The sequence below is a fragment of the Brevibacillus reuszeri genome (assembly GCF_001187725.1).
Classification (GTDB): Bacteria; Bacillota; Bacilli; order Brevibacillales; family Brevibacillaceae; genus Brevibacillus; species Brevibacillus reuszeri.
In genome coordinates, this window is sequence record NZ_LGIQ01000013.1 from 1 (window position 1) to 24,657 (window position 24,657).

Here is a 24,657-nt window from a genome sequence, read left to right on the forward strand (position 1 = left end):
TAATCGGTCGAGGACTTATCCACACTCTTAGCAATCATGCAGATCCAGTTTTCAAGGAATGAAATGAACCTCTTTACCCCACAATGGGTAAGGAGGTTTTTCGTTTTACAGATAAAATTACATGCAATGCTTATAATGATGAAAAGAAAAACGTCAAACCAGCTTTGAATTTGTCGACAAGTTAGGTCGAATGACCGACAAGAACCCTCTTGCAGACTTGAGAGTGGGTAGACTAACATGAGAAGGTACCTGAATCTGGCGTTGGAGTAGGCAAGGCAAGGTATGAAGGAGAAGAATTCATGAAAAAAATCCTCATCTTTTCTGCTTCCATCGGCAACGGTCACAATCAAGCTGCCAGAGCTATGCAGGAAAGCTTGGCTGAGAATGGTTGCACGTCTATGATCATTGATACGTTGGAATATATCAGCCCAACATTTCACAAGATCTTGCTGGAAAGCTACATGAACCTGTTACGACTGTCACCGAAGATGTGGGGGAGAATCTACCACAATACGGAGAAAAGCCGTTTTTTTGATATGAATGTTTTAATGAACAAGCTGCTTGCCAACAAATTAAAAAAACTCATCAACAGCGTCCAGCCGGATGCTTTCATCGCAACGCATCCTTTTGCAAGCTGCATGCTCTCTGTCCTAAAAGGAAGAAATGACTGGCGAGAGCCGATCTACACGATCATTACGGACTATACGATCCATCCGTCCTGGATTAATCATCACATTAATTACTATTTCATTGGACACGAGCAGCTCTACTACTTAGTAGACCTTTATCGGCAGGATCACCGCAAATTCATTCCGATGGGCATCCCGATCATGCGCAAATTCAGTTTGCCGTTAGATGCCCAAGAGATCAGGCAGAAGCTGGGACTTACACCCGAACAAAAAAGCATTATTCTCTCTGGAGGCGGGCTAGGTCTGGGTTCTATGGAAAAAGTTCTCGACGGCTTGGAGGCAATTGACCTGCCGCTGAAAACATTTGTACTCACAGGAACGAACGACAAGCTTTATAAAAAAGTGACGAACCGCAGCTATCGTCATGAGGTCGTCCCCCTGAAATTCATAAGCAATTTCCATGAGTACTTGGAAACAGCTGATCTCATTGTGACAAAATCCGGTGGTTTGACATCTGCTGAGGTAATGAGCAAGAGAGTTCCGATGATTATCTATAACCCACTGCCAGGACAAGAAGAACGAAACAGCCACTTTTTGTTAAACAACGGCTGTGCCGTACACGCCAACCTGTCCGAGCAGTTGATTTACTTCATCGACGAGTTATTGCATAGCCCGTCAAAAGTAGAGTATATGAGACGAATGGGGCAAAAGATCTCGAAACCGGATGCGGCGCAGCGAATCGCCGAATTTATTCGAGGCGATATGGAAATGGTCCTAGAAGCAGATTATGAGTAGCCAGCCAGAGGAGACAGAAGACAGAGGAGGAACAAATGAGTATTCCTTTTGCAATATTGTTCGATATGGATGGTACCCTGTTTCAAACTGAAAAGCTTTCCACGCCAGCTTTTTCAAGAACGTTTGAGCAGTTGAAAGATAAGGGATTATGGGATGGCCGCACGCCTGACGAGAGTGAAATTACAAATGTTCTCGGGATGACCATTGAACAAGTCTGGAACAAGCTTTTGCCAGGAGCAAGTGATGAGGCGGTACATGCAGCAGATACGTTTTTATTGGAAAATGAGATTCAACTCATCAAGGAACGGATTACTGATTTGTACCCAGGCGTAAAAGAGACGCTGCAGACCCTGCACGCACAGGGACACGCTCTTTTTGTCGCGAGTAATGGACAAGAGGCGTACATTGACGCTATTTGTGAAGAATATGGAATAAAGTCCCTCTTAACCGATCTCTATTCGGCAGGGCGCTTTTCCACAAAATCCAAAAATGATCTGGTTGCCAAGCTGTTGAGCGATTACCAGATCAAGCAGGCTGTCATGGTAGGAGATCGTCATTCGGATGTTGAAGCAGGAACAACCAACGGATTGATCACCATCGGTTGTGACTTCGGTTTTGCCCAGCCAGGGGAGCTGGAAGGGGCTACGATTGTCATTACAAACTTCCCTCAGGTACTCGAGATTCTTTCAAAAATCGACACCATCACACATTCTCAATCATAAACCATTCCGACTGGAGTGGTTTTTTATTTGGTTTCAAGCGGCCTCTTTTTGCCCACACTAGAAAGTGTATTCACCACTTGCATGAGCGTAGTAAACCCATTATAATCAAAGTCAAAGATAGTCAAAGTCAATAGTTAATACACATGGAACAGGAGGCGATGACTTGCGTAACATCTCGGACATCATTGAACATCACTTAAAAAGCATCATTACCGAGAGTCCCAATGGAGCTATCGAGATTCAGCGTAGTGAGCTTGCCGACCTATTTCAATGTGTCCCGTCCCAGATCAACTACGTCATCAATACCCGATTTACTGTACAAAAGGGGTATATAGTGGAAAGTAAGCGTGGCGGCGGCGGGTATATACGTATTCGCAAAGTGCATATTGTCAGCAAAGCGCGTTTACAGGAATTGTTGACCGAAGAGCTAATTGGTGAGAGCATTGCCCAAAATGTGGGTAATGCAATAGTGGAGAGACTACTCGAAGAAGGCTTGGTCAATATCAGGGAAGCCACTTTGATGAAAATTGCTACATCAAGAAACGTATTGACTGTAGACACGGAATTACGAGATCGTTTGCGGGCAAACATTTTAAAGCAGATGATTGCGGCAATCCTGTTGAAGTAACAAAGGAACAGGGAAGCCAAGTGCTAGGAGGGATGATGTGATGAACTGTGAGGAATGCGGAAAACGACCGGCGACACTTCATCTGACGAAAATCGTCAATGGCGAAAAAACCGAATACCATATTTGTGAGCACTGTGCTCAGGAAAAAGGGGACGTCTTTACCGGCTTTCACAATTTTAGCATCAACAATCTCCTTTCAGGATTATTGAAATTTGATCCAATGCAGAAAAATGGACGCGAAACGGCAACAAGCAAGCCGCTTCGGTGCGAAACCTGCGGACTCACATATGCCCAGTTCAGCAAAAGCGGACGGTTTGGATGCAGTGATTGCTATACGTTCCTGGGGGATAAGCTCGATCCACTTTTCCGTCGCATTCATGGCAATACCCAGCATAGCGGCAAGGTGCCCGAGCGTACGGGCGGTCAGCTGAAAATCCGCAAAGAACTGGAGCAATTAAAGCAAGCCCTGCAAAGCCATGTTGCCAGCGAGGAATTTGAGAAGGCAGCTGAGATGCGTGACCGGATTCGTGCTTTGGAACAAAAAATGGCCCAATCGTAGCAAGGGGAGGTAAGCTGGTAATGAGCCAACAGCAGTTTATGCAAAACCCGTGGAGCAATTGGATGAAAGGAGAAGGTCCCGATTCCGATATCGTTATCAGCACACGGCTGCGAATCGCCCGAAACCTGCGCCAGCACCCTTTTCCGTTATTGGCAACCGACTCACAAGGCGAGGAAGTTGTCAAAAAGGTAACGGAGGTATGCGATTCGGAGGCCATGCGCAAACGGCAGCCTCTACAAATGATTCAAATGGATCAGGTAAATCCGTTAGAAAAACGGGTATTGGTGGAAAAGCACCTGATCAGCCCACACCTGGCAGAGGAATCGCGTAAAGGAGCCGTTTTACTGAGTCCAGACGAATCAGTCAGCATCATGGTAAATGAGGAAGACCATATCCGGATTCAAGTTCTGTTACCTGGGTTTCGATTGAATGAGGCATGGGAAATAGGAACAAAAATAGATGATATTTTCGAGAAGGATCTCAACTACGCGTTTGATGAAACCAGAGGCTACCTAACGAGCTGTCCAACCAACGTAGGGACAGGAATACGCGCTTCTGTCATGTTGCATCTGCCAGCATTGGTTATGACGCAGCAAATCAGCCGAATTCTGCAAGCGATCAATCAAGTTGGGTTGGTTGTTAGAGGAATTTACGGGGAAGGTAGCGAAGCGTTAGGGAACCTGTTTCAGCTCTCCAATCAGGTAACGCTCGGATTGTCAGAGACAGACATCCTGTCAAATCTGTACGGAGTAGCCAGACAGATTATTGAGCAGGAACGCGTAGCACGTACTTATTTGCTTGAGCATACACGCATATCCTTGGAGGATCGGATTTTCCGCTCGTACGGCATTTTGATGTACGCACGGACCGTGGAGTCCAAGGAAGCTGCACAGCGCCTATCCGATGTGCGGCTCGGGATTGATCTTGGTGTGATTAAGGGTGTTTCGCCATTGATTCTAAACGAACTGCTGGTGACTACCCAACCTGGCTTTTTGCAGCAGCATGCGGGCCAAAAGCTGACACCAGATCAACGAGACGAACGAAGAGCCCGCTTGATCCGGGAACGGATCGGGGCTAACGAGTCATCTGATTGACATGTAAAAGGCAGTAACTCGCAACAGTTAACCCATAGAGAAAAAACACGGTTATACGGAGGTGTACGTTATGATGTTTGGACGTTTTACAGAACGAGCACAAAAAGTACTGGCGCTTGCCCTGGAAGAGGCAGTGCGTCTCGGACACAAGGATATTGGAACAGAGCATGTACTCTTAGGGCTGATTCGAGAAGGCGAAGGCATTGCAGCTAAAGCGTTGCAATCACTTGGGCTTGGACTCGACAAAATCCAGAGTGAAGTGGAGTCGTTGATCGGGCGTGGAACAGAGCAGTCCGGTAGTAATTACACACCAAACTATACACCTCGTGCCAAAAAGGTAATTGAACTGTCCATGGATGAGGCTCGCAAGCTGGGTCACACCTATGTCGGTACGGAACACATCCTGCTTGGTCTGATCCGTGAAGGGGAAGGCATTGCGGCACGCATCATGAACAATCTTGGTGTCAGTCTGAATAAGGCACGTCAGCAAGTTCTGCAGCTGTTAGGCAGCTCGGAGCTGATGGCATCCCATCAGCCTTCTGGTGGCAATCCAGCAGCGAATACACCGACTTTGGATGGATTGGCTCGCGATCTTACTGCTATCGCACGTGATGGGGGACTCGATCCAGTCATTGGACGTCATAAAGAAATTGAGCGTGTGATTCAAGTTCTGAGCAGACGGACCAAAAATAATCCGGTATTAATCGGGGAGCCAGGTGTAGGGAAAACAGCGATTGCAGAAGGCTTGGCGCAAAAAATTGTAAACAACGAAATTCCGGAAACGCTTCGCGATAAACGTGTGATGACACTCGATATGGGTACTGTGGTAGCAGGTACCAAATATCGCGGTGAATTCGAAGACCGCCTGAAAAAGATTATGGATGAAATCAGGCAGGCCGGAAATATCATCCTGTTTATTGACGAATTGCATACATTGATCGGCGCTGGTGGTGCAGAAGGCGCGATTGACGCTTCAAACATTTTGAAGCCAGCTCTGGCTCGTGGTGAATTGCAGTGCGTAGGGGCGACCACCCTGGACGAATACCGCAAGTACATTGAAAAGGATGCAGCGCTTGAGCGTCGATTCCAACCAATTCAGGTAGATGAGCCAACAGCCGAGGATGCCGTTAAAATCCTCCACGGCTTGCGTGATCGCTATGAGGCGCACCATCGCGTTAAGATTACAGATGAAGCCATTGAGCAGGCAGTAAAGCTGTCTGATCGCTATATCACTGATCGGTTCTTGCCTGATAAGGCGATTGACCTTGTGGACGAGGCAGCTTCCAAGGTGCGTTTGCAATCCTTCACCGTTCCACCGAATCTCAAGGAGCTGGAGGGACGTCTGGAAGAAGTACGCAAGGAAAAGGACGCTGCTGTACAATCCCAGGAATTCGAAGAGGCAGCTGCCCTGCGCGATCAAGAACAAAAGCTGCGCGAAGAGCTGGATAAAACGAAAAAAGACTGGAAAGAACGTCAAGGCCAGCTAAACATGGAGGTAACTCCAGAAGATATCGCAACGGTTGTGGCTAGCTGGACGGGAATTCCTGTTCTCAAGCTCAAGGAAGAGGAAACAGAGAGACTGCTCAAAATGGAAGCAATCCTCCATGATCGCGTCATCGGTCAGGATGAGGCAGTCAAATCAATTTCCCGAGCTGTTCGCCGCGCACGCGCGGGTCTCAAAGATCCGAAGCGTCCGATCGGCTCCTTTATTTTCCTTGGACCTACCGGTGTAGGGAAAACCGAGCTGGCTCGTGCGGTTGCGGAAACGCTCTTTGGAGATGAAGATGCGATGATCCGTGTCGACATGTCCGAGTATATGGAGAAACATTCGACAGCGCGTCTGGTGGGTGCGCCTCCGGGATATGTAGGCTATGATGAGGGTGGCCAGCTGACAGAAAAAGTCCGTCGCAAGCCGTATTCGGTCATCCTGCTCGACGAGATTGAAAAAGCACATCCAGATGTGTTCAACATCTTGCTACAGGTACTTGATGACGGCCGTTTAACGGATTCTAAAGGACGCACGGTAGACTTCCGCAATACTGTCGTGATCATGACCTCCAACGTAGGAGCAAGCATGATCAAGAAAAACACAACTCTTGGCTTCACAACTGGCGACACCGAAAGAAAATACCAGGATATGAAGGACAAAGTGATGGATGAGCTGAAAAAGAGCTTCCGTCCTGAGTTCCTGAACCGGATCGATGAGGTCATTGTGTTCCACTCTCTGGAGGAGGAGCACATCGAACAGATCGTTTCCTTGATGACAGATGAGTTGCGTAAACGCTTGAAAGAACAAAGCATTGATTTCCAATTGACCGACGACGCCAAGAAAATATTGGCGAAGGAAGGCTTCGATCCGGCATACGGTGCACGTCCACTGCGTCGTGCCATTCAGCGCCACATCGAGGACAGATTGTCCGAAGAGCTGCTGAAAGGCAACATCAGCAAAGGCGACACGGTAAACATCGAGTCTGAGGATGGTCAACTGGTTGTCAAGCGCTTGGAAAAGACAAAATCATAAAGCAGAAAAAAGGCAGAATGCCTCCTGTTTCAGGAGGTATTCTTTTTTTAGGTGCGTATGTATGGTAAAAATAGAGGAGAAATTCCAAGTGAGGGTGCGAATATGTCAAAGTATAAAACGAAATACGCGTGTCAAGAATGTGGCTATGAATCACCGAAATGGATGGGGAAATGCCCAGGCTGCAATAGCTGGAATACATTGGTCGAGGAAGTAACGGTAAAAGCGGCTCACCGCCATGAGGGATTAAGTGGGGGACAGCGTCAGGCAGCCATTCCTTTGACGCAGGTAGCAAGTGCAGAAGACCCGCGTATGGATACGACTATCGGCGAACTAAATCGTGTTCTGGGCGGAGGGCTCGTTCCAGGCTCTTTGATTCTTGTTGGAGGAGACCCGGGGATCGGAAAATCGACATTGCTGCTGCAAACCTCTTTTACATTGGCGCATCAAGGAGCCAAAGTGCTTTATGTATCCGGCGAGGAATCGGCAAAACAAATCAAATTACGCGCGGATCGACTGAATATGCAAACACCGCCCATGTTTGTCTTGGCAGAAAATGATTTGGATTTGATCGAACAGCATATTAATCAAGTAGACCCCCATGTCTTGATTATCGATTCGATTCAGACCGTGTTTCATCCGGCTGTTCAATCGGCAGCAGGGAGTGTCGCTCAGGTACGAGAGGCTACTGCCCAGCTGATGCGCATTGCCAAAGGAAAAGGGATTGGGACCTTCATTGTTGGCCACGTGACGAAGGAAGGCTCCATTGCCGGACCGCGCATGCTGGAGCATATGGTGGATGCTGTGCTTTATTTTGAGGGGGAGCGCCACAACACATTCCGCATTTTGCGTGCCGTCAAAAATCGCTTCGGTTCGACAAATGAGATCGGTATTTTTGAAATGAAGGATCGCGGTTTGGAGGAAGTAGCGAACCCTTCTGAAATTTTTCTGGCAGAGCGTCCTCACGGCGTAGCAGGCTCTACTGTCGTAGCGAGCATGGAAGGGACGCGTCCTGTCCTGGTAGAGCTTCAGGCTCTCGTAGCGCCGACCAGCTTCGTGACACCGCGACGTATGGCCACTGGGGTAGATCATCAGCGTGTGGCGATGATTATGGCTGTTCTGGAAAAACGAATGGGCATGATGCTCCAAAACCAGGATGCGTATGTGAATGTGGCTGGGGGAGTTCGATTGGATGAGCCTGCAGTCGATCTGGCGATAGCGGTCAGTATTGCCAGTAGCTTTCGCGATCACGCTACCAATCCGCATGATGTCGTAATTGGAGAGATCGGCTTGACTGGCGAAGTACGAGGCGTATCACGGATCGAACAGCGCGTGCGGGAAGCGCACAAATTGGGCTTCAAGCGAGTCATCATCCCGGAAAAAAATATTCGAGGGCTGGAGGCACCAGACGACATTCAAGTGATTGGCGTAAACAACGTTGCAGAAGCTTTAAACGAGGTGATAAGGGGGTAGGGGCGAGGGATGCAGGAAAACACCAAAAGAAATCCGCTTTTTAGCGATGTGCTTCGCTTGGTCGCTCCTGGTACACAGCTGCGGGAAGGATTGGAGAATGTTTTGCGGGCAAAAACCGGCGGATTAATCGTCGTCGGTTACGGCCCGGAGATGAGGTCGATCGTCGATGGCGGTTTTTCCATCAATTGTGATTTCTCTCCTGCCCATTTATATGAATTGGCGAAGATGGATGGGGCGATCATAGTAAGTGAAGACGCAAAAAAAATCCTGTATGCCAATACCCAACTGTTTCCTCCTGCCTCCATCCCTACCAGTGAGACAGGAACACGCCATCGGACAGCTCAAAGGACTGCCATTCAGACTCACTATTTAGTGATAGCAATCTCTCAGCGTCGCAATGTCATCACTTTGTACCAAGGGAACTTCCGTTATGTCTTAAATGAAATAAGCGTCATCCTGGCAAAAGCCAATCAGGCTGTCTCCACCTTGGAGAAATACAAGGCCGTTCTGGATCAGACGCTGACCAATCTGGGTGCGTTGGAATTTGAGGAATTAGTAACGTTTCAAGAAGTTACTTCCGTTTTGCAACGAATTGAGATGGTATTACGTATTAAGACAGAGGTCTCCAAGTACATATGTGAGCTAGGAATTGAGGGAAGGCTAGTTAGCATGCAGATGGAGGAGCTTGTATCGAATATTGAAGAAGAAGCGCATATGCTCATTCGCGATTATTGTCGAGATGTGTCGTTTTCTCCTGATCATGTACTGCGTGACATGAAAAAATTAAGCTCGGAAGAAATGTTAGAATTGCCCTCTTTTTTGCGTGTCCTTGGATACTCCGCAAACGTCAGTATGCTTGAGGAATCTGTTTCGCCAAGAGGATATCGTATTTTACAAAAAATACCACGATTGCCCGTTTCCATCATTACCAACCTGGCTCTACATTTCCACAATTTGCCCAGGATTATGATGGCTACCATCCAGGAATTGGATGAAGTTGAAGGGATCGGAGAGGTTCGTGCAAGGGCGATCAAAGACGGTCTGAAACGGATTCAGGAACAAGTGTTCATTGACAGGCACATTTAAAGTAGATAGGATTAAGGCATTATTTGTATTCCACATTTGCCTAGGAGATGACTTTCTTCTGGGCAGAAGAAATCAGGAGGTAAGTCTATGTTCGTGAAATCGTTACCGAACATACTAACCGTAAGCAATTTGTTTCTGGGAGTTTTAGCAATTATTCTTGCGTTCCAAGGCGATCAATATGTCGATTATGCAGCCATTACCGTCATAATCGGTATGCTGGCAGACGGATTGGACGGACGCGTAGCACGGATGCTGAATGCACAAAGCGAATTCGGCAAGGAGCTCGATTCCTTGTCTGACGTGATTACGTTCGGGGTAGCGCCAGCGTTTATCATGTACGTGGTCGTCCTGCAAGATTTTAACCTGCTCGGTATTTTCATTACCGCCATTTTTCCAATCTGTGGGGCATTGCGCTTGGCCCGCTTCAATGTCCAAGCAGGAGTCCCAGGTTACTTCATCGGTTTGCCGATTACGGCAGCGGGTGGTGTGCTCGCAACGCTTGCTTTGTATCACCAGGTATTCAATCCGGTGCTGCTCGCAGTAAGCATGCTGCTTCTTGCCTTTTTGATGGTATCCAAGGTCAAGTATCCGAACTTCAAAAAAGTGGGTATTCCCAAATCTGCTTACTGGATCACACCGATTATCATTGCGATTGTCGTTGTGGTAGCAATCAAGTATCCGCAGCAGTTTCCGAAGATTGTCTTCTTGCCATTGGCGTTTTACGCATTGTATGGAATAAAAAAAAACGTTGACTTTCTCGTCAAAAAATTACGGAAGAGAAAGAACAAAGAAGAAGAATCTGTGCCATTTGAATAGATGGCAGCAACAAAAAACCCGCACATCCGAGTGCGGGTTTTTCATTTTTTTTGTGCAACTTTTTTGAGGGTTCGTTCGTAATACGAGTGAAAGGTTATGAAAGGTTGAATACGCCCAGGGTGTTCAGTCTCTGCGATTCCTTTTCCAGTACGTCTTCCAGCTTGATGTCCGTAATATTGCACAAGGCAGTGAGATAGAACAGGTTTTTTCCGAGCTCAGCTGTGACTACGTCGCGACAATGCTCACACAAGGGTCCGGAAAAGTGGGTATCCAGGTGAGACTTGTTTTCCTCCAGGTTCTTGCTGGCATCATACGTTTGCTTCTTGGCAACCACTTCCACACAGCCACATTCGGTGATGGATTTGGTCAGTGAACGGTTGATGCGGGAAGCCGTTTCCTGAACTTTGGACATGACGTCCAGTACGCTCCGATGTCTGATCAAAAGTTCCGAAACCTGCGTTTGAAAGTCGTCTACATTTCGATTGTCCATATGGTTCACCCCTGCTTTAGGCTGTAGATATCGTCAAAATTTTCGCGCATTCGTTATTGCCATTATAAGAAGGGAGTCAGCCGTCTGTCAATTTGCATCCAAAGAAAACGGGTGTTCGAGGTTGACGGGAAATTGACAACTATGTTAAAATTTTTGGCTATTTGACATGATAAAATCATTTTTGCTATAGTGAGGGAAAGTGCCGATGAAGCATTTTAACCATTTGGAAAGAAATAGGGTTTTACTCAAAGCTTTACGTCTATATTAATAAAAGGAGGTGAAGGCATGGTACGCCGCATAGGAAAAATCTTTTTTGTTGTGGTTGGCGGTGGATTGGGGTACCAATATGGTGCTGACTTGTTTTCGATGCTCAATCCGCTTTTGAATTTCGGTGTAGTAGCTGGAACACAGTATATTGGTGCGGTACTTGGTGCCATCTTGTTCTTCTTTTTAGCCAATTGGTTATTAGATTATATTTTGAGAGTCGTTCGTTGGGGAGAAGAGACACTCGTCAAAATGCCAATTGTCGATGTTATGTTCGGAGCGATGGGGTTGATTAGTGGTCTTATTGTTGCCTTTTTATTATTCCTGCCCATCAGTAAAATTCCGATCCCACTAATAGGAGATCTTTTGCCGTTGGTTGTTTCCGGGTTGCTTGGCTATTTGGGTTTCCAAGTAGGTTTCCGCAAGCGGGACGAGATTATGTCCGTTTTTTCCATCGGACGCAAGGATAAGAAAAAAGACAATGCCACGAACAATGTTACGAACGTTGAAAACAAGATTCTGGATACGAGCGTTATCATCGATGGACGCATTGCAGATATTTGCCGTACCGGCTTTTTGGAAGGTGTGCTCGTCATTCCAGGGTTTGTACTGGAAGAGCTACAGCATATTGCTGATTCTTCCGATGTATTGAAGAGAAACCGTGGTCGCCGTGGCCTGGATATCCTGAACAAGATTCAAAAGGAAATGAAGGTCAAGGTTCAGATTTGGGAAGGCGATTTTGAAGAAGTATCCGAGGTCGACAGCAAGCTGATCAAGCTGGCGAAAGTGATGAACGGTAAAGTAGTCACGAACGACTTTAACTTGAATAAAGTATGCGAGCTGCAAGGTGTAGCTGTTCTGAACATCAACGATCTGGCAAATGCAGTGAAGCCGGTCGTTCTGCCAGGGGAAGAAATGAACGTTCAGGTAATCAAGGACGGTAAGGAGCACGGTCAGGGAGTAGCCTATCTCGATGACGGTACGATGATCGTCGTGGAGGGTGGACGTGAGTATATTGGCAACGATGTAGACGTCCTCGTGACCAGCGTGCTGCAAACTTCGGCAGGACGAATGATCTTCGCCAAACCGAAGCTTCTGGAAAGAGCGTTATAGAGAGGCAGGAGAGGAAATATCGTGAGGACGGGTGTCGTAATCGTTGCTGCCGGTTCCGGTAAACGGATGGGTGGGCAACGAAACAAGCTGTGGCTACCGCTTGCAGGAGAGCCGATTCTGGCTCATACGGTGCGACTCTTTGCCGCTCATCAGGATGTGGATCAAATCGTCCTGGTCGTCAGTGAGCAAGATCACGCCGATGTGCTGAAGTGGCTCAAAAAAGAGGCGATCCGGCTAACAGTTGTACTGGGCGGAGCAGAGAGGCAGGATAGTGTGCGGAGTGGCCTGGGCGCACTTTCTGAAAACTGCACGTACGTACTTGTTCACGATGCAGCCCGACCTTTTGTCACTCGCGAACAGATCAGCGATATGATCAGGAAGGTAGAGCATGATCAAGCGACGATCATGGCTGTTCCTGTCAAAGATACGATAAAAGTGGTGGGGGCCACAGGAATTGTGGAAGCAACCCCGGCGCGGGAAAGCTTGTGGGCGGTACAAACCCCACAAGCTTTTCGTATGTCATTGTTGCGAGAGGCGCATGAGGCGGCGCACCGTGCAGGTAAAATGGGTACGGATGATGCAATGCTGGTGGAATGGCTTGGTCATCCTGTGACCATCGTGCAGGGAAGCTACGAAAATATTAAGATTACCACCCCGGATGATTTATGGTTCGGGGAAGAGATATTACGAAAGCGAAAGGGAGAGTAGCTATGCGTATTGGACAAGGCTTTGACGTACATCAACTGGTGGAGGGTCGTCCTTGCATCATCGGTGGCGTCACCATTCCCTATGAAAAAGGATTATTGGGTCATTCCGATGCAGACGTGCTCTTGCATGCTATCAGTGACGCCATTCTGGGTGCGATTGGAGAAGGAGATATTGGGCGTCATTTTCCTGACACTGATCCGGCTTTCAAGGATGCTGATAGCGTAAAGCTTTTGGAGCATGTATGGAAACTGGTCAAAGAACGCGGATACAAATTGGGGAATGTTGACGCTACGATCATCGCACAAGCTCCAAAAATGGCTCCTTACATACCGCAGATGTGCGAGGTTATCGCACGTGTGCTAGAGGCGGACGAGCTTTCCCAGGTAAATGTAAAGGCAACGACCTCAGAGAAGCTTGGTTTCACCGGCCGCGGAGAAGGAATTGCGGCACAGGCTGCATGCTTGCTTGTCAAGTAGAGAGCCAAGGTGTAACATAAAGCCTTAGAAACATGTCACGATAGACAATTTTTTTACCCTTTTACATTCATAAGGATGGTGCTACCAATGGCGAAAGAAATCCGCACCCGTTATGCGCCCAGTCCTACGGGGCATTTACACATCGGCGGTGCGAGAACCGCACTTTTCAACTATTTGTTTGCAAAACATCACGGTGGTTCGTTCATCGTTCGGATTGAGGATACGGACCAAACGCGGAATAAGGAAAATGCTGACGAAGAGCAGATGAAGAATCTGAAGTGGCTCGGAGTCGAATGGGTAGAAGGCACTGACCTTGGCGGGCCGTATGGGCCGTATCGTCAAATGGAGCGACTGGATATCTATCGTAAATATATTGATCAGCTTTTGGCTGAAGGCAAAGCTTACTACTGCTATGCCAGCAAAGAAGAGCTGGATGCTGAGCGTGAAGAGCAGCTGGCACGCGGTGAAACGCCACGTATTTTGGAAAAACACCGTCATGTTACAGAAGAACAGCGTATTCAATATGAAGCCGAAGGACGCATCCCGTCCATCCACTTTCTCGTGAAAGAAGACCGTGAATACGTGGTAGATGATATGATTCGCGGCCAAGTAACCTTCAATTCCAATGAGATGGGTGACTTTGTCATCTGTCGCCCGGACGGAATTCCAACGTATAACTTTGCCGTCGTGATTGATGACTACTTGATGAAAATCAGCCACGTCATTCGTGGGGAAGAGCATCTGTCCAACACACCTCGTCAATTGATGATTTATGAGGCATTTGGTTGGGAAGCTCCACTATTTGCCCACTTGGCGCTGATCCTGAATCAAGACGGCAAAAAAATGTCCAAGCGTGACGAGAGCATTTTACAGTTCATCGAGCAATATCGTGAGCTGGGCTTCTTGCCAGAGGCGATTGTGAATTTCCTCGTTCTGCTGGGATGGTCTCCAGGTGGAGAAGAAGAGATTTTCGGTATGGAGGATCTGATCAAGCTGTTCTCCGCAGACCGTGTCAGCAAATCTCCAGCTGTGTTTGATGCAACCAAAATGAACTGGATGAACAATTTCTATCTGAAGCGTCAGCCGCTTGAGGTGATTACGGAGATGTGCATCCCGCATCTGGTAAAAGCCGGCTTCATTGAGGAGTCTCTGACAGAGGAAAGACAAAGCTGGGTTCGCAGTATTGTTGGGCTCTACCAGGAACAAATGTCCTACTGTGCACAAATCGTTCCGCTTGCAGCTCTTTTCTTCCTAGACGAAGTGGTGTACGATGAAGAAGCAACCTTGGTGCTGAAGGAAGCACAGCTGCCAGAAGTTCTGACATCTTTTGTGAAACACCTGTCGGCCCAAGACGCATATAATGTTGATGTTATCAAAGCAGCGCTGAAAGAAGTGCAAAAGGAAACAGGTCACAAAGGAAAGGCATTGTTTATGCCAGTCCGTGTGGCAGCAACCGGTCAAGCGCATGGTCGCGACCTGGCAGAGACCTTGTATCTGCTCGGACGCGATAAAGTCATCGCGCGTACCAATCAAGTGATTGCAAACGGAAAGTAGGCAAGCGCCTCTTTTCTTGAATAAAAAGGCAATGCGACGATCAGGAGAAGTACAGCAGGGACACACGTCTACAGAGAGGATGGATAGGTGAGAGCCATCCGGCGTGACCTGTTTGGAAATGCGCCTGTGAGCAATGAGCTGAACGAGTCTGGCTGAAAAGAAGCAAGACGTCTAGTAGGTGACATCGGTGCCCCGCCGTTATCGGGTTGTTGAGCGAGATTGTCAGGGCTAATTCGATTGGATCAGCCATGTTCATGACAATCTAATCAGAGTGGAACCACGGTGAAACCGTCTCTGTCCTTTCGTGATGAAAGGCAGGGGCGTTTTTTATTTTTGCAGGAAAATCAGGCAGGAGGTGCCACCAAAAATGTTAGCACAGATGAGAGATGACATTCGCGCTGTATTTGAACGAGACCCGGCTGCGCGCAGTACCCTGGAGGTCGTTATGACCTATGCGGGGCTGCATGCGATATGGGGGCACCGGATTGCCCACAAGCTGTGGAAGGCCGAATGGTGTACGCTTGCTCGTGTTGTTTCTCAGATGTCCCGCTTTTTTACCGGAATTGAGATTCACCCGGGCGCGCAGATCGGCCGAGGCTTGTTTATTGATCATGGGAGTGGAGTTGTCATCGGAGAGACTTGTGAAATCGGTGATAATGTAACGATTTATCAAGGGGTTACGCTCGGTGGAACCGGGAAGGAAAAAGGCAAGCGCCATCCTACGATCGGCAATGATGTGATTATTGCTACAGGGGCAAAAGTATTGGGTTCCTTCAAGATTGGCGATAATTCAAAGATAGGGGCCGGTGCTGTTGTCTTGCAGGAGGTACCGCCGAATTCGACCGTGGTAGGAATTAAAGCGCGCATCGTCATTCAGGATGGCAAGCGTGTAAAAAACGATTTGGATCATGTGAATATGCCAGACCCGGTAGCAGATACCATTCGTTTGATGCAAAAAGAAATTGATCAGCTGCGAGCAGAAATGGAACTTTTGAGGGAGGATAAAAAGAACAATGGGCATACAACTGACTAATACGATGACACGTCGAAAGGAACCGTTCGTAACATTGGAGCCAGGAAAGGTGAAGATGTACGTGTGTGGACCGACCGTGTACAACTACATTCATATTGGAAACGCCCGTCCAGCTATTGTTTTCGACACACTTCGCCGATACTTGAAATACCGCGGTTACGAAGTGACGTTTGTACAAAACATTACAGATGTGGACGATAAACTGATCCGGGTCGCCAATGAAGAGGGAACGACTGTCAAAGAAGTAGCGGATCGGTATACCGATGCATTCAATGAGGATTTGCACTCCTTGAATGTACTGCCGCCAGATATTCAACCACGTGTGATGCAGACGATTCCTGAAATCATTGAATTCGTTGAAGGCTTAATCGAAAAAGGCTACGCGTATGAGAGTGAAGGGGACGTATACTTCCGCACGGGTCGCTTTCAGGAGTATGGAAAGCTCTCGCATCAACCGCTTGATGACCTGCAGGCAGGTGCACGAGTAGAGATCAATGAGAAGAAGGAGCATCCACTTGACTTCGTTCTGTGGAAAGCAGCAAAGACCGGCGAGGTTACCTGGAGCAGTCCTTGGGGCGAAGGGCGCCCGGGCTGGCACATCGAGTGCTCGGCGATGGCACTGAAGTTTTTGGGCGAGGAAATCGACATCCATGCGGGTGGTACCGATCTAGTGTTTCCGCACCATGAAAATGAAATTGCGCAGTCCGAGTGCTTTACGGGAAAAGTATTTGCCCGCTACTGGTTGCACAACGGCATGCTTAATATCGACAACGAAAAAATGTCCAAATCACTGGGGAACTTCCTTTTGGCGCGTGACCTGACAGCGAAATTCGGTGGACAGCTCATTCGATTCTTCATGCTGCAGGGTCATTACCGCAACCCGATTAATTTTAGCGATGAACTGTTGGAGCAAGCAGCAAACGGTCTGGAGAGAATCACGACAGCTTACACGAACCTCTCTCATCGTCTGGAAACGTCGCGGGACGAAGAACCTAACGGCCAAGCGGAAGAGCAATCAAAAATCATCAACGATCTGCGTGAACGCTTCATTGCTGAGATGGACGACGATCTGAATACAGCGAATGCGATTACCGTATTCTTCGATATTGTAAAAGAAGCGAATCTCTACATGCGCCATCAAAATGTAGGGACCAAAGAGATCACTGCCTACATGGAGCTTCTCGTGGAGCTGACTGGAGTATTTGGACTCGAGCTGAAACAGGAAGAGGAGCTTTTGGACAGTGAAATCGATGCACTGATCGTAGAACGTACAGAAGCACGCAAAGCACGCAATTTTGCCCGTTCGGACGAAATTCGTGATTTGCTCGCAGCCAAAGGAATTGTGCTGGAAGACACTCCGCAGGGTGTTCGCTGGCGCCGTAAGTAAGGGGCCGAAGAAGGTATGCAAAAAGAAGAACTGACGCGAGATCCTAATCTGACCAATCCACTGGTGCTTGCCTTTCTCGGCGACGCTACCTATGCTCATTGTGTGAGATACCATCTAATTGCCAAGGGGCTGGTTAAACCAAACCAGCTCCACAAGGCAGCCACCCGGTATGTGTCGGCGAAAGCACAGGCGAATGTCCTGTTGACGCTGATGCCGACTTTGCCGGAAGAAGAGCTGAATGTGGTAAAGCGGGGACGGAACGCCAAATCAGGCTCCACTGCCAAAAATGCCGATATTATCGACTATCGTCATGCCACTGCCTTTGAAGCGTTGATTGGGTATTTGTATTTGAGCGGAAAAGAAGAGCGGATCGCTGAAATTGTGCAGCAAGCTTTTGCGATTGTGGAAGGAGAATAAGTATGAGTGAAGAGTGGATTCTCGGTAAAAATCCGGTCATTGAGGCGCTTCGATCGGGGCGTACAATCAATAAGATTTGGATTGCAGAAGGAACCAATAAGAATTTGATGGGACCTGTATTTTCTTTGGCAAAAGAGCAGGGTGTCATCGTGACGACGGCGAACCGCAAGAAACTGGATCAGCTGGTGTCTACAGATAACCATCAAGGTGTCATTGCATCTGTTGCCGCTTACGACTATGTAGAAGTGGACGATATCTTGAAGCGGGCAGAGGAGAAAAATGAGCAGCCCTTTATTCTTTTGCTGGACGAGTTGGAGGACCCGCATAATCTCGGTTCTATCATGCGGACTGCCGATGCGGTTGGGGCGCATGGTGTAATTATTCCAAAACGGCGCTCGGTCAGCCTGACGGCGACAGTGGCCAAGGCGTCCGCTGGTGCGATCAATTATGTGCCGGTGGCGCGTGTGACGAATTTGGTCCGTACCATGGAAGAATTAAAAGAGCGCGGAGTCTGGATTGCAGGAACGGATGCTAGCGCGAAGCAGGATTTCCGCCAAGGCGACTATACAATGCCGCTTGCAATCGTGATTGGCAGCGAGGGCAAAGGTATTAGCCGTCTGGTACGCGAGAACTGTGATTTTCTCTACAGTCTGCCAATGGCGGGGAATGTAACCTCCCTCAATGCTTCAGTAGCTGCGGCTTTGCTCATGTATGAAGTATATCGTTCCAGGAGTCCACTTCCATCGCGGGTGAAATGAGATGGCTAAAAGAAAAGCCAAGCAGCTGCTGATCGTGGATGGCTACAATATCATCGGTGCCTGGCCTGACTTGCGCCTGCTGAAGGATCAAGATCGCATGGATGAGGCGCGCGATCAGCTGATTTCCAAAATGGCAGAATACCAGAGCTACACGGGATTGAAAGTCATCATTGTATTCGATGCCTATAACGTACCGGGTATCGGTCGCCAAATGGAAGATTATCAGGTCGAAATATATTTTACGAAGAAAAAGGAGACAGCTGACGAAAAAATTGAACAGCTTGTCTCCCAATTTCACCAAAAAAATCGACAAATTTATGTAGCGACCTCCGACTACACTTCTCAGCGTGTCATTTTTGGTCAGGGAGCACTGCGCAAATCCGCGCGGGAGTTGCTGTTAGATATGGAAAATGCAGGTAATGAGATCAAACGCGAGGTCGAAAAATCACATGAAGAAGGCTACTCCAGACGCATTACATTGAATGATGAAATAGCGAAAATATTCGAAAAATGGAGAAGGGAATAAGTTTCATTCGGTTGACGCTTTTTTACGGCATCATGTATAATAGCGTCATCAATGGAGAAACCGGTTGGCGGAGGGATCATTTGTGAGTGTTGACCTCAAGGAGTTAAAACATGCCCAATATGAACTGATGACCGACGAAGAAGTAGTCGACCTGGTTCGCGATAATGACGCAGAGGCTCTGGAGTACTTGATCAACAAGTACAAGAACTTCGTGCGTGCCAAAGCGAGATCCTATTTTCTTATTGGGGCTGACCGCGAAGATATCGTGCAGGAAGGGATGATCGGACTGTACAAGTCTATTCGCGACTTCCGAGGGGACAAGCTCACTTCTTTCAAAGCTTTTGCTGAGCTGTGCATTACTCGTCAGATCATCACAGCAATCAAGACTGCAACCAGACAAAAGCATATCCCGCTTAATTCGTACGTGTCGCTGGACAAGCCGATCTACGATGAGGATTCTGATCGCACCTTGCTCGATGTCATTTCTGGCACCAAGGTGACAGATCCCGAAGAACTATTTATTAACCGCGAAGAGTTTGATGATATCGAAGGCAAAATGAGTGAGATTTTGAGTGACCTGGAGCGTCAGGTATTGATGCTTTATCTGGATGGGCGCTCTTATCAGCAGATCGCTGTTGAGCTGAAGCGTCACGTCAAATCCATCGACAATGCCTTGCAGCGTGTGAAGCGCAAGCTGGAGCGCTATTTGGAAGGTAGAGAGATTCATCTGTAAAAAGAGAATCTCTCTTTTTATTTTTGCAAGGTGCGGCATCATCTAGCTCTTTGCAAGTAGAGGCAAAGCAGGACCTGGTGAGGGAAAGGCTGCGAAAAAAGGGAAAAATCGGGCGAATGTAAGGCGTATCAGATATTGGAGCGGCGGTCTTGCATGTTTTCGCGCATCTGAAAAACTACTGGCACTGCAAGGCTTTCCTAGCTGGAGAAGGCATTGGTAGAAGATTTTTTATGGAAGCAAAATGCTTTCGTCTTGTCAAGTCGTTTTGTTTGACATGGGTATTTCGGTGTGATAAATTTATTTAGGTAGCCATAGACTCTTATCTCTCTGTTCTATGGTTACTTTGGTGAATGAAATGGTCTGGAAAAAGTAGCGGTTTTCCCGTACTATTTATCATCGGGGTACTTTTCATTAATAGTAAGGTTTGAAATGAGATGGAGGTGGCAATAAATGCGAGTAAACATCACGTTGGCGTGCACCGAGTGTGGCGAGCGTAACTATATCTCCACAAAGAACAAACGCACCACTACTGAACGTGTTGAACTGAAAAAGTATTGCTCCCGTGACAAGAAGCAAACCCTTCATCGCGAGACGAAGTAATGGTTGATGCGACGAAGTCAGGGGGTGGCAAAGTGGGTTTTTTAGCACGAATCGGAGCCAGTTTTCGCCGTACCGGTGGTTTTTTTGGCGACGTAATGTCCGAACTGAAGAAAGTACGTTGGCCCAATCGTAAGGAATTAACAACTTATACGATCGTTGTTATGGTTACGGTTGTGCTGTTAGCACTGTTCTTCTTCGTCGTTGATTTGGGTATCTCGCGCTTGATCGATTTGATTCTAGGAACGTAATTTTGCAAGTCTTAGGAGGGACGGACGGTAATCGTCCTGGTGGATATGGAAAAAGCATGGTATGTACTTCATACGTACTCAGGTTACGAAAACAAGGTTAAAACTAATCTTGAGAAACGCCTCGAGTCGATGGGCATGGAAGACAAGATCTTTCGCGTTCTCGTTCCCACTGAAGAAGAAGTGGAGACTAAGGATGGCAAAAAGCGCACCGTCACGAAAAAAGTGTTTCCTGGATACGTCCTTGTTGAAATGGTGATGACGGACGACTCTTGGTATGTCGTGCGTAACACTCCTGGGGTTACCGGCTTTGTCGGATCCACAGGCGCCGGTTCCAAGCCGACGGCGCTACGTCCTGAAGAGGCCGATACGATTCTCAAGCAAATGGGGATCGAAATTCCCAAAATCAGAGTCGATTTTGCTCTCCGCGATATGGTGCGCGTCACAGATGGTCCATTTTCTAATCGCACCGGGGAGATTATCGAGATTCACCCGGACAGACAGAAGGTTCGCGTATTAGTGGACATCTTCGGTCGCGAAACACCGGTAGAGCTAGACTTTACACAAGTTCAAAAATTGGATTAGGATTCAACTTGAAAAGTATCGTGCTATATGGTACATTTCATTTTGTTTTAACAATCCCACAACAATATCTGGGGTTTCTTGCACTCTCACTATAGATCGGAAGTCTTTACATAGACTTTCACCAAACGGTGGGAGGGGGCATTCCCCCGTAATAACCACATGTGAAGTAAGGAGGTGTCTTACGTGGCTAAGAAGGTTATCCGCGTAATTAAATTACAAATCCCAGCAGGTAAAGCGAATCCTGCACCTCCAGTAGGTCCGGCACTCGGTCAAGCTGGTGTGAACATCATGGGATTCTGTAAAGAATTCAATGCTCGTACAGAGAGCGAAGTTGGTATGATCATTCCGGTGGAAATCACCGTGTTTGAAGACCGTTCTTTCACTTTCATCACGAAGACTCCACCAGCTGCAGTTCTGTTGAAGAAAGCTGCTGGCATCGAGTCCGGTTCTGGCGTACCAAACAAAACAAAGGTTGCTACGCTGAAGCGTGATAAAGTTCGTGAAATCGCAGAACTGAAGCGTCCTGACCTGAATGCAGCATCCGTGGAAGCGGCTATGCGTATGGTTGAAGGTACTGCACGTTCTATGGGTATCGTAATCGAAGACTAATTGTCTTAAGTGCAAGGGGGCACAGACATTGTGCCCCCCTGTCTGTGGGAGGATTAACCGCTACGACCACATTGAAGGGAGATTTAATCATGGCGAAAAAAGGTAAGAAATATCAAGAGGCTGTAAAGCTCGTTGATAAAAACAAAGTATACGAAGTAGCAGAAGGTATCGAGCTGGTTAAAAAAGCAGCTACTGCTAAATTCGATGAAACTGTTGAAGCAGCTTTCCGTTTGGGCGTAGATCCTAAGCGTGCTGACCAACAAATCCGTGGCGCTGTTGTATTGCCTCATGGTACTGGTAAAGTACAACGCGTTCTCGTATTCGCTAAAGGCGAAAAAGCAAAAGATGCAGAAGCAGCTGGCGCTGACTATGTAGGCGATGCAGATATGATCGCGAAAATTCAAGGTGGCTGGTTCGACTTTGACGTTGTAGTAGCTACTCCTGACATGATGGGTGAAGTAGGTAAATTGGGTCGTGTACTCGGTCCAAAAGGCCTGATGCCAAACCCTAAGACCGGTACTGTTACTTTCGACGTAACAAAAGCGGTTAACGAAATCAAAGCGGGTAAAATTGAGTATCGCGTAGACAAAGCAGGTAACATCCACGCTCCGATCGGAAAAGCATCCTTCGATGCTGACAAGCTGGCTGACAACCTGGCTGCATTGACTGACGCGCTGAACCGTGCGAAACCAGCAGCAGCTAAAGGTGTTTACATGAGAAACGTAACCCTGAGCTCCACTATGGGCCCTGGCGTACGTGTTGCTGTAAAATAATGACACTTGACTTCCTATGTGGGAGTTGTTAAGATAGTTCCTGTTGATGAAAAGAATAGGCCGTAGACAGAAGGTGCAGAGCTTACTAAAGCAATGCTTAATATCCCTCCGAGGCGTGTGATGTACGAAAGAGGAAATGAGATTTCCTTTGACGATAAAGCATTATGCCCTCGTGAGTCTGCGAGGGCATTCTTCATTTTCTAGGAATTAGAGCACGGGAGGTGTAAACAATGGCAGAAATTCGTCCAACCGTTATTCGTGAAGAAAAGGTACAAGCGATCAACGAAATCGCAACCAAGCTTCGCGAAAGCCAAACTACAGTGGTAGCTGACTACCGCGGTCTGACAGTAGCACAAGTAACTGAGCTGCGCAAACAATTGCGTGAAGCAGGTGTTGAGTTCCAGGTGTTGAAAAACTCCCTGACTCGTTTGGCTACTGAGAAGGAAAGCCTGACTGAACTGGATCAATATCTGACTGGCCCGAACGCTCTGGCGTTCTCCAAAGACGATATCATTGCTCCAGCGAAAATCATCGCTGAATTCGCTAAGAAAAACGACAAGCTGGAAATCAAGGGTGGCGTAATCGAAGGTAAAGTTGTTGCTGCTGATCAAATTCAAGCACTCGCAACTCTTCCATCCCGCGAAGGTCTCCTTTCCATGCTTCTTTCCGTCCTGCAAGCTCCAATGCGCAACGTTGCACTGGCAGTCAAAGCAGTGGCAGAACAAAAAGAAGGTCAAGGCGCGTAATCGCCTGATCGGATAATGTTTTAACTATACTTTTCCTTGAATGGGAGGATTTCAAAATGTCTAAAGAGCAAATCTTGGAAGCCATTAAAGGCATGTCCGTTCTCGAACTGAACGACTTGGTAAAAGCAATTGAAGAAGAATTCGGTGTAACCGCTGCTGCTCCTGTAGCTGTAGTTGCTGGTGGCGCTGCTGAAGCGGCTGCTGAGCAAACTGAATTCACTGTAAACCTGGTAAGCGCTGGTGCTTCCAAAATCAACGTTATTAAAGTTGTTCGCGAGCTGACTGGTTTGGGTCTGAAAGAAGCAAAAGACCTGGTAGACAACGCTCCAAAAACACTTAAAGATGGCGTTTCCAAAGACGAAGCAGAAGCTCTCAAAGCAAAACTTGAAGAAGCTGGCGCAGTAGTAGAAGTAAAGTAAGTTAGCTTCCTAATGGAAATCCCCTTGCCTGCGGCAGGGGGTTTTTCTGTAGAGGTGAAGGAGCTTGCTTTCGATACTGATGCAAAAAGGGTGAATCGCACGTGGCAGATCATTACTACACCAATCGACCGGGAGCCGCACATGACGAACAGCAATTTTCGTTTGTGCTTCGCGAAAAAGAACTGCGCTTTTGGACGGATGCAGGTGTTTTTTCTCGGGATCGGATTGACTTCGGCAGCGTATTGCTCATCGAAAACATGGACATTCCCAGTCGTGCGAGAGTGCTGGATGTGGGATGTGGTTACGGTCCGATCGGTTTGACTGTTGCAGGTCTTGCTGATCAAGGACAGGTAACGATGATTGATGTCAACGAACGTGCAGTTGACTTGGCGCGTCGAAACGCTGAGTTGAACAACGTGAAAAATGTTGAGATTCTCGTTAGCGATGTTTACAGCAGTGTGCAGGGAAAACAGTTTGATATCATCCTGACCAACCCGCCTATTCGAGCGGGCAAGGAAATCGTCCATCGCATCTTTACAGAAGGATATGAGCTCTTGGCTGAGGGTGGCGAGATGTGGGTAGTGATTCAGAAGAAGCAAGGTGCCCCTTCAGCATTGAAGAAGCTTCAGGAAACCTACCAAGAAGTAATAGAGGTAGACCGTAGAAAAGGCTATCACATTTTCCGGGCGATCAAATAAGCAAGAAGAAGTTCATTAGAAAACTTTTCTTGACGAGAATAAACCGTTGTGATAGCATTATAAAATGTCAATATGGGATAAATGTCTATTTTTCAGTAATTCCCTGTCTGTCAAGCATTTTCTTCTTTTTATGAAAAAGGAAGGAATGTTTGTGTAAAAACATGGGAATTCTTTTAAAATAGAGTTTCTCTGGGTTAAAAATG

The 24,657-nt window shown here is 47.5% G+C and carries 28 protein-coding genes and 2 other annotated features; of the genes, 27 read left to right on the forward strand and 1 reads right to left on the reverse strand.

What is annotated here, in order from left to right; genetic code table 11:
• Nucleotides 1-299 precede the first annotated feature (299 nt).
• From ADS79_RS30145 to pssA, 9 genes are all read left to right on the forward strand, one after another.
• Nucleotides 300-1,424, forward strand: a complete 1,125-nt coding sequence (locus ADS79_RS30145; protein ID WP_049742197.1) for an MGDG synthase family glycosyltransferase — start codon at nucleotides 300-302, stop codon at nucleotides 1,422-1,424.
• 35 nt (nucleotides 1,425-1,459) lie between these two features.
• Nucleotides 1,460-2,146: an HAD-IA family hydrolase gene (locus ADS79_RS30150; RefSeq protein WP_049742198.1), complete on the forward strand. Its 687-nt coding sequence runs from the start codon at nucleotides 1,460-1,462 to the stop codon at nucleotides 2,144-2,146.
• A gap of 163 nt (nucleotides 2,147-2,309) precedes the next feature.
• The gene (locus ADS79_RS30155) at nucleotides 2,310-2,774 is read left to right on the forward strand and encodes a CtsR family transcriptional regulator (RefSeq protein ID WP_049742199.1); all 465 of its coding nucleotides are present in this window, start codon (nucleotides 2,310-2,312) and stop codon (nucleotides 2,772-2,774) included.
• 40 nt (nucleotides 2,775-2,814) lie between these two features.
• Complete coding sequence (locus ADS79_RS30160; RefSeq protein WP_049742200.1) at nucleotides 2,815-3,333, forward strand: protein-arginine kinase activator protein McsA; 519 nt, start codon at nucleotides 2,815-2,817, stop codon at nucleotides 3,331-3,333.
• A gap of 20 nt (nucleotides 3,334-3,353) precedes the next feature.
• Nucleotides 3,354-4,427: a protein-arginine kinase McsB gene (locus tag ADS79_RS30165; protein WP_049742201.1), complete on the forward strand. Its 1,074-nt coding sequence runs from the start codon at nucleotides 3,354-3,356 to the stop codon at nucleotides 4,425-4,427.
• Between the two features lie 70 nt (nucleotides 4,428-4,497).
• Nucleotides 4,498-6,948, forward strand: coding sequence for an ATP-dependent Clp protease ATP-binding subunit (locus tag ADS79_RS30170; protein WP_049742202.1), 2,451 nt, complete (start codon nucleotides 4,498-4,500; stop codon nucleotides 6,946-6,948).
• A 102-nt stretch (nucleotides 6,949-7,050) separates the two neighbouring features.
• Nucleotides 7,051-8,418 (forward strand): DNA repair protein RadA, encoded by a 1,368-nt coding sequence (gene radA / locus ADS79_RS30175; RefSeq protein ID WP_049742261.1) that lies wholly within the window; start codon nucleotides 7,051-7,053, stop codon nucleotides 8,416-8,418.
• A 9-nt stretch (nucleotides 8,419-8,427) separates the two neighbouring features.
• Nucleotides 8,428-9,504 carry a DNA integrity scanning diadenylate cyclase DisA gene (gene disA / locus ADS79_RS30180; RefSeq protein ID WP_049742203.1) on the forward strand — a complete coding sequence of 359 codons (1,077 nt, stop codon included), beginning with the start codon at nucleotides 8,428-8,430 and terminating at the stop codon, nucleotides 9,502-9,504.
• Nucleotides 9,505-9,591: 87 nt separating this feature from the next.
• Nucleotides 9,592-10,320, forward strand: coding sequence for a CDP-diacylglycerol--serine O-phosphatidyltransferase (gene pssA / locus ADS79_RS30185; RefSeq protein ID WP_049742204.1), 729 nt, complete (start codon nucleotides 9,592-9,594; stop codon nucleotides 10,318-10,320).
• 94 nt (nucleotides 10,321-10,414) lie between these two features.
• Here the strand turns inward: pssA and ADS79_RS30190 are convergent, their stop codons facing one another.
• Nucleotides 10,415-10,810 carry a nucleoside triphosphate pyrophosphohydrolase family protein gene (locus ADS79_RS30190; protein WP_049742205.1) on the reverse strand — a complete coding sequence of 132 codons (396 nt, stop codon included), beginning with the start codon at nucleotides 10,808-10,810 and terminating at the stop codon, nucleotides 10,415-10,417.
• Nucleotides 10,811-11,095: 285 nt separating this feature from the next.
• Here ADS79_RS30190 and ADS79_RS30195 point away from each other — a divergent pair, with 285 nt between their 5' ends.
• From ADS79_RS30195 to ADS79_RS30280, 18 genes are all read left to right on the forward strand, one after another.
• Nucleotides 11,096-12,187: a PIN/TRAM domain-containing protein gene (locus ADS79_RS30195; RefSeq protein ID WP_049742206.1), complete on the forward strand. Its 1,092-nt coding sequence runs from the start codon at nucleotides 11,096-11,098 to the stop codon at nucleotides 12,185-12,187.
• Nucleotides 12,188-12,208: 21 nt separating this feature from the next.
• Nucleotides 12,209-12,895, forward strand: a complete 687-nt coding sequence (gene ispD, locus ADS79_RS30200; RefSeq protein WP_049742207.1) for a 2-C-methyl-D-erythritol 4-phosphate cytidylyltransferase — start codon at nucleotides 12,209-12,211, stop codon at nucleotides 12,893-12,895.
• A 2-nt stretch (nucleotides 12,896-12,897) separates the two neighbouring features.
• A complete protein-coding gene (gene ispF, locus ADS79_RS30205) occupies nucleotides 12,898-13,371 on the forward strand; it encodes a 2-C-methyl-D-erythritol 2,4-cyclodiphosphate synthase (RefSeq protein WP_049742208.1) in 474 nt (157 codons plus the stop codon).
• A gap of 87 nt (nucleotides 13,372-13,458) precedes the next feature.
• Nucleotides 13,459-14,925, forward strand: coding sequence for a glutamate--tRNA ligase (gene gltX, locus ADS79_RS30210; protein WP_049742209.1), 1,467 nt, complete (start codon nucleotides 13,459-13,461; stop codon nucleotides 14,923-14,925).
• A 27-nt stretch (nucleotides 14,926-14,952) separates the two neighbouring features.
• Nucleotides 14,953-15,224 (forward strand) — a binding site (T-box leader).
• Nucleotides 15,225-15,292: 68 nt separating this feature from the next.
• Nucleotides 15,293-15,958 carry a serine O-acetyltransferase gene (gene cysE, locus ADS79_RS30215; RefSeq protein ID WP_049742210.1) on the forward strand — a complete coding sequence of 222 codons (666 nt, stop codon included), beginning with the start codon at nucleotides 15,293-15,295 and terminating at the stop codon, nucleotides 15,956-15,958.
• Nucleotides 15,939-17,345, forward strand: coding sequence for a cysteine--tRNA ligase (cysS, locus tag ADS79_RS30220; protein ID WP_049742211.1), 1,407 nt, complete (start codon nucleotides 15,939-15,941; stop codon nucleotides 17,343-17,345). Before cysE ends, cysS begins: the two co-directional genes overlap by 20 nt.
• A gap of 15 nt (nucleotides 17,346-17,360) precedes the next feature.
• Entirely contained in the window at nucleotides 17,361-17,762 is a 402-nt protein-coding gene (locus ADS79_RS30225) for a Mini-ribonuclease 3 (protein WP_049742212.1), read from the forward strand.
• Between the two features lie 2 nt (nucleotides 17,763-17,764).
• Entirely contained in the window at nucleotides 17,765-18,520 is a 756-nt protein-coding gene (gene rlmB / locus ADS79_RS30230; protein WP_049742213.1) for a 23S rRNA (guanosine(2251)-2'-O)-methyltransferase RlmB, read from the forward strand.
• Between the two features lies 1 nt (nucleotide 18,521).
• Nucleotides 18,522-19,046 carry an NYN domain-containing protein gene (locus tag ADS79_RS30235; RefSeq protein ID WP_049742214.1) on the forward strand — a complete coding sequence of 175 codons (525 nt, stop codon included), beginning with the start codon at nucleotides 18,522-18,524 and terminating at the stop codon, nucleotides 19,044-19,046.
• Between the two features lie 82 nt (nucleotides 19,047-19,128).
• Nucleotides 19,129-19,779 carry an RNA polymerase sporulation sigma factor SigH gene (gene sigH, locus ADS79_RS30240; RefSeq protein WP_005828894.1) on the forward strand — a complete coding sequence of 217 codons (651 nt, stop codon included), beginning with the start codon at nucleotides 19,129-19,131 and terminating at the stop codon, nucleotides 19,777-19,779.
• A 450-nt stretch (nucleotides 19,780-20,229) separates the two neighbouring features.
• Nucleotides 20,230-20,379 (forward strand): 50S ribosomal protein L33, encoded by a 150-nt coding sequence (gene rpmG, locus ADS79_RS30245; protein WP_003392018.1) that lies wholly within the window; start codon nucleotides 20,230-20,232, stop codon nucleotides 20,377-20,379.
• Entirely contained in the window at nucleotides 20,379-20,627 is a 249-nt protein-coding gene (secE, locus tag ADS79_RS30250) for a preprotein translocase subunit SecE (RefSeq protein WP_049742215.1), read from the forward strand. The genes rpmG and secE overlap by 1 nt, the downstream gene beginning before the upstream one ends.
• Before the next feature lie 45 nt (nucleotides 20,628-20,672).
• The gene (gene nusG, locus ADS79_RS30255) at nucleotides 20,673-21,209 is read left to right on the forward strand and encodes a transcription termination/antitermination protein NusG (RefSeq protein ID WP_049742216.1); all 537 of its coding nucleotides are present in this window, start codon (nucleotides 20,673-20,675) and stop codon (nucleotides 21,207-21,209) included.
• A gap of 183 nt (nucleotides 21,210-21,392) precedes the next feature.
• Nucleotides 21,393-21,818, forward strand: coding sequence for a 50S ribosomal protein L11 (rplK, locus tag ADS79_RS30260; protein ID WP_005828886.1), 426 nt, complete (start codon nucleotides 21,393-21,395; stop codon nucleotides 21,816-21,818).
• 89 nt (nucleotides 21,819-21,907) lie between these two features.
• On the forward strand, nucleotides 21,908-22,591 hold the full coding sequence (rplA, locus tag ADS79_RS30265; RefSeq protein ID WP_049742217.1) for a 50S ribosomal protein L1: 684 nt from the start codon (nucleotides 21,908-21,910) through the stop codon (nucleotides 22,589-22,591).
• 42 nt (nucleotides 22,592-22,633) lie between these two features.
• Nucleotides 22,634-22,796 (forward strand) — a sequence feature (ribosomal protein L10 leader region).
• Nucleotides 22,797-22,821: 25 nt separating this feature from the next.
• On the forward strand, nucleotides 22,822-23,337 hold the full coding sequence (gene rplJ / locus ADS79_RS30270; protein WP_049742218.1) for a 50S ribosomal protein L10: 516 nt from the start codon (nucleotides 22,822-22,824) through the stop codon (nucleotides 23,335-23,337).
• 56 nt (nucleotides 23,338-23,393) lie between these two features.
• Nucleotides 23,394-23,756 carry a 50S ribosomal protein L7/L12 gene (gene rplL / locus ADS79_RS30275; protein WP_049742219.1) on the forward strand — a complete coding sequence of 121 codons (363 nt, stop codon included), beginning with the start codon at nucleotides 23,394-23,396 and terminating at the stop codon, nucleotides 23,754-23,756.
• A gap of 101 nt (nucleotides 23,757-23,857) precedes the next feature.
• Nucleotides 23,858-24,454 (forward strand): class I SAM-dependent methyltransferase, encoded by a 597-nt coding sequence (locus ADS79_RS30280; protein ID WP_049742220.1) that lies wholly within the window; start codon nucleotides 23,858-23,860, stop codon nucleotides 24,452-24,454.
• The last annotated feature ends 203 nt before the right edge of the window (nucleotides 24,455-24,657 follow it).

Bases quoted from the DNA above. Each gene is read 5' to 3' on its own strand.
- ADS79_RS30145 (WP_049742197.1), top strand. From the start codon at position 300: ATGAAAAAAATCCTCATCTTTTCTGCTTCCATCGGCAACGGTCACAAT.
- rplA (WP_049742217.1), top strand. From the start codon at position 21,908: ATGGCGAAAAAAGGTAAGAAATATCAAGAGGCTGTAAAGCTCGTTGAT.
- cysS (WP_049742211.1), top strand. From the start codon at position 15,939: ATGGGCATACAACTGACTAATACGATGACACGTCGAAAGGAACCGTTC.
- ADS79_RS30170 (WP_049742202.1), top strand. From the start codon at position 4,498: ATGATGTTTGGACGTTTTACAGAACGAGCACAAAAAGTACTGGCGCTT.
- ADS79_RS30165 (WP_049742201.1), top strand. From the start codon at position 3,354: ATGAGCCAACAGCAGTTTATGCAAAACCCGTGGAGCAATTGGATGAAA.
- radA (WP_049742261.1), top strand. From the start codon at position 7,051: ATGTCAAAGTATAAAACGAAATACGCGTGTCAAGAATGTGGCTATGAA.
- ADS79_RS30160 (WP_049742200.1), top strand. From the start codon at position 2,815: ATGAACTGTGAGGAATGCGGAAAACGACCGGCGACACTTCATCTGACG.
- ADS79_RS30190 (WP_049742205.1), bottom strand. From the start codon at position 10,810: ATGGACAATCGAAATGTAGACGACTTTCAAACGCAGGTTTCGGAACTT.
- secE (WP_049742215.1), top strand. From the start codon at position 20,379: ATGGTTGATGCGACGAAGTCAGGGGGTGGCAAAGTGGGTTTTTTAGCA.
- pssA (WP_049742204.1), top strand. From the start codon at position 9,592: ATGTTCGTGAAATCGTTACCGAACATACTAACCGTAAGCAATTTGTTT.
- disA (WP_049742203.1), top strand. From the start codon at position 8,428: ATGCAGGAAAACACCAAAAGAAATCCGCTTTTTAGCGATGTGCTTCGC.
- rplJ (WP_049742218.1), top strand. From the start codon at position 22,822: ATGGCAGAAATTCGTCCAACCGTTATTCGTGAAGAAAAGGTACAAGCG.
- ADS79_RS30235 (WP_049742214.1), top strand. From the start codon at position 18,522: ATGGCTAAAAGAAAAGCCAAGCAGCTGCTGATCGTGGATGGCTACAAT.
- ADS79_RS30150 (WP_049742198.1), top strand. From the start codon at position 1,460: ATGAGTATTCCTTTTGCAATATTGTTCGATATGGATGGTACCCTGTTT.
- rlmB (WP_049742213.1), top strand. From the start codon at position 17,765: ATGAGTGAAGAGTGGATTCTCGGTAAAAATCCGGTCATTGAGGCGCTT.
- nusG (WP_049742216.1), top strand. From the start codon at position 20,673: ATGGAAAAAGCATGGTATGTACTTCATACGTACTCAGGTTACGAAAAC.
- rpmG (WP_003392018.1), top strand. From the start codon at position 20,230: ATGCGAGTAAACATCACGTTGGCGTGCACCGAGTGTGGCGAGCGTAAC.
- cysE (WP_049742210.1), top strand. From the start codon at position 15,293: ATGTTAGCACAGATGAGAGATGACATTCGCGCTGTATTTGAACGAGAC.
- ADS79_RS30225 (WP_049742212.1), top strand. From the start codon at position 17,361: ATGCAAAAAGAAGAACTGACGCGAGATCCTAATCTGACCAATCCACTG.
- gltX (WP_049742209.1), top strand. From the start codon at position 13,459: ATGGCGAAAGAAATCCGCACCCGTTATGCGCCCAGTCCTACGGGGCAT.
- ispF (WP_049742208.1), top strand. From the start codon at position 12,898: ATGCGTATTGGACAAGGCTTTGACGTACATCAACTGGTGGAGGGTCGT.
- ADS79_RS30195 (WP_049742206.1), top strand. From the start codon at position 11,096: ATGGTACGCCGCATAGGAAAAATCTTTTTTGTTGTGGTTGGCGGTGGA.
- rplL (WP_049742219.1), top strand. From the start codon at position 23,394: ATGTCTAAAGAGCAAATCTTGGAAGCCATTAAAGGCATGTCCGTTCTC.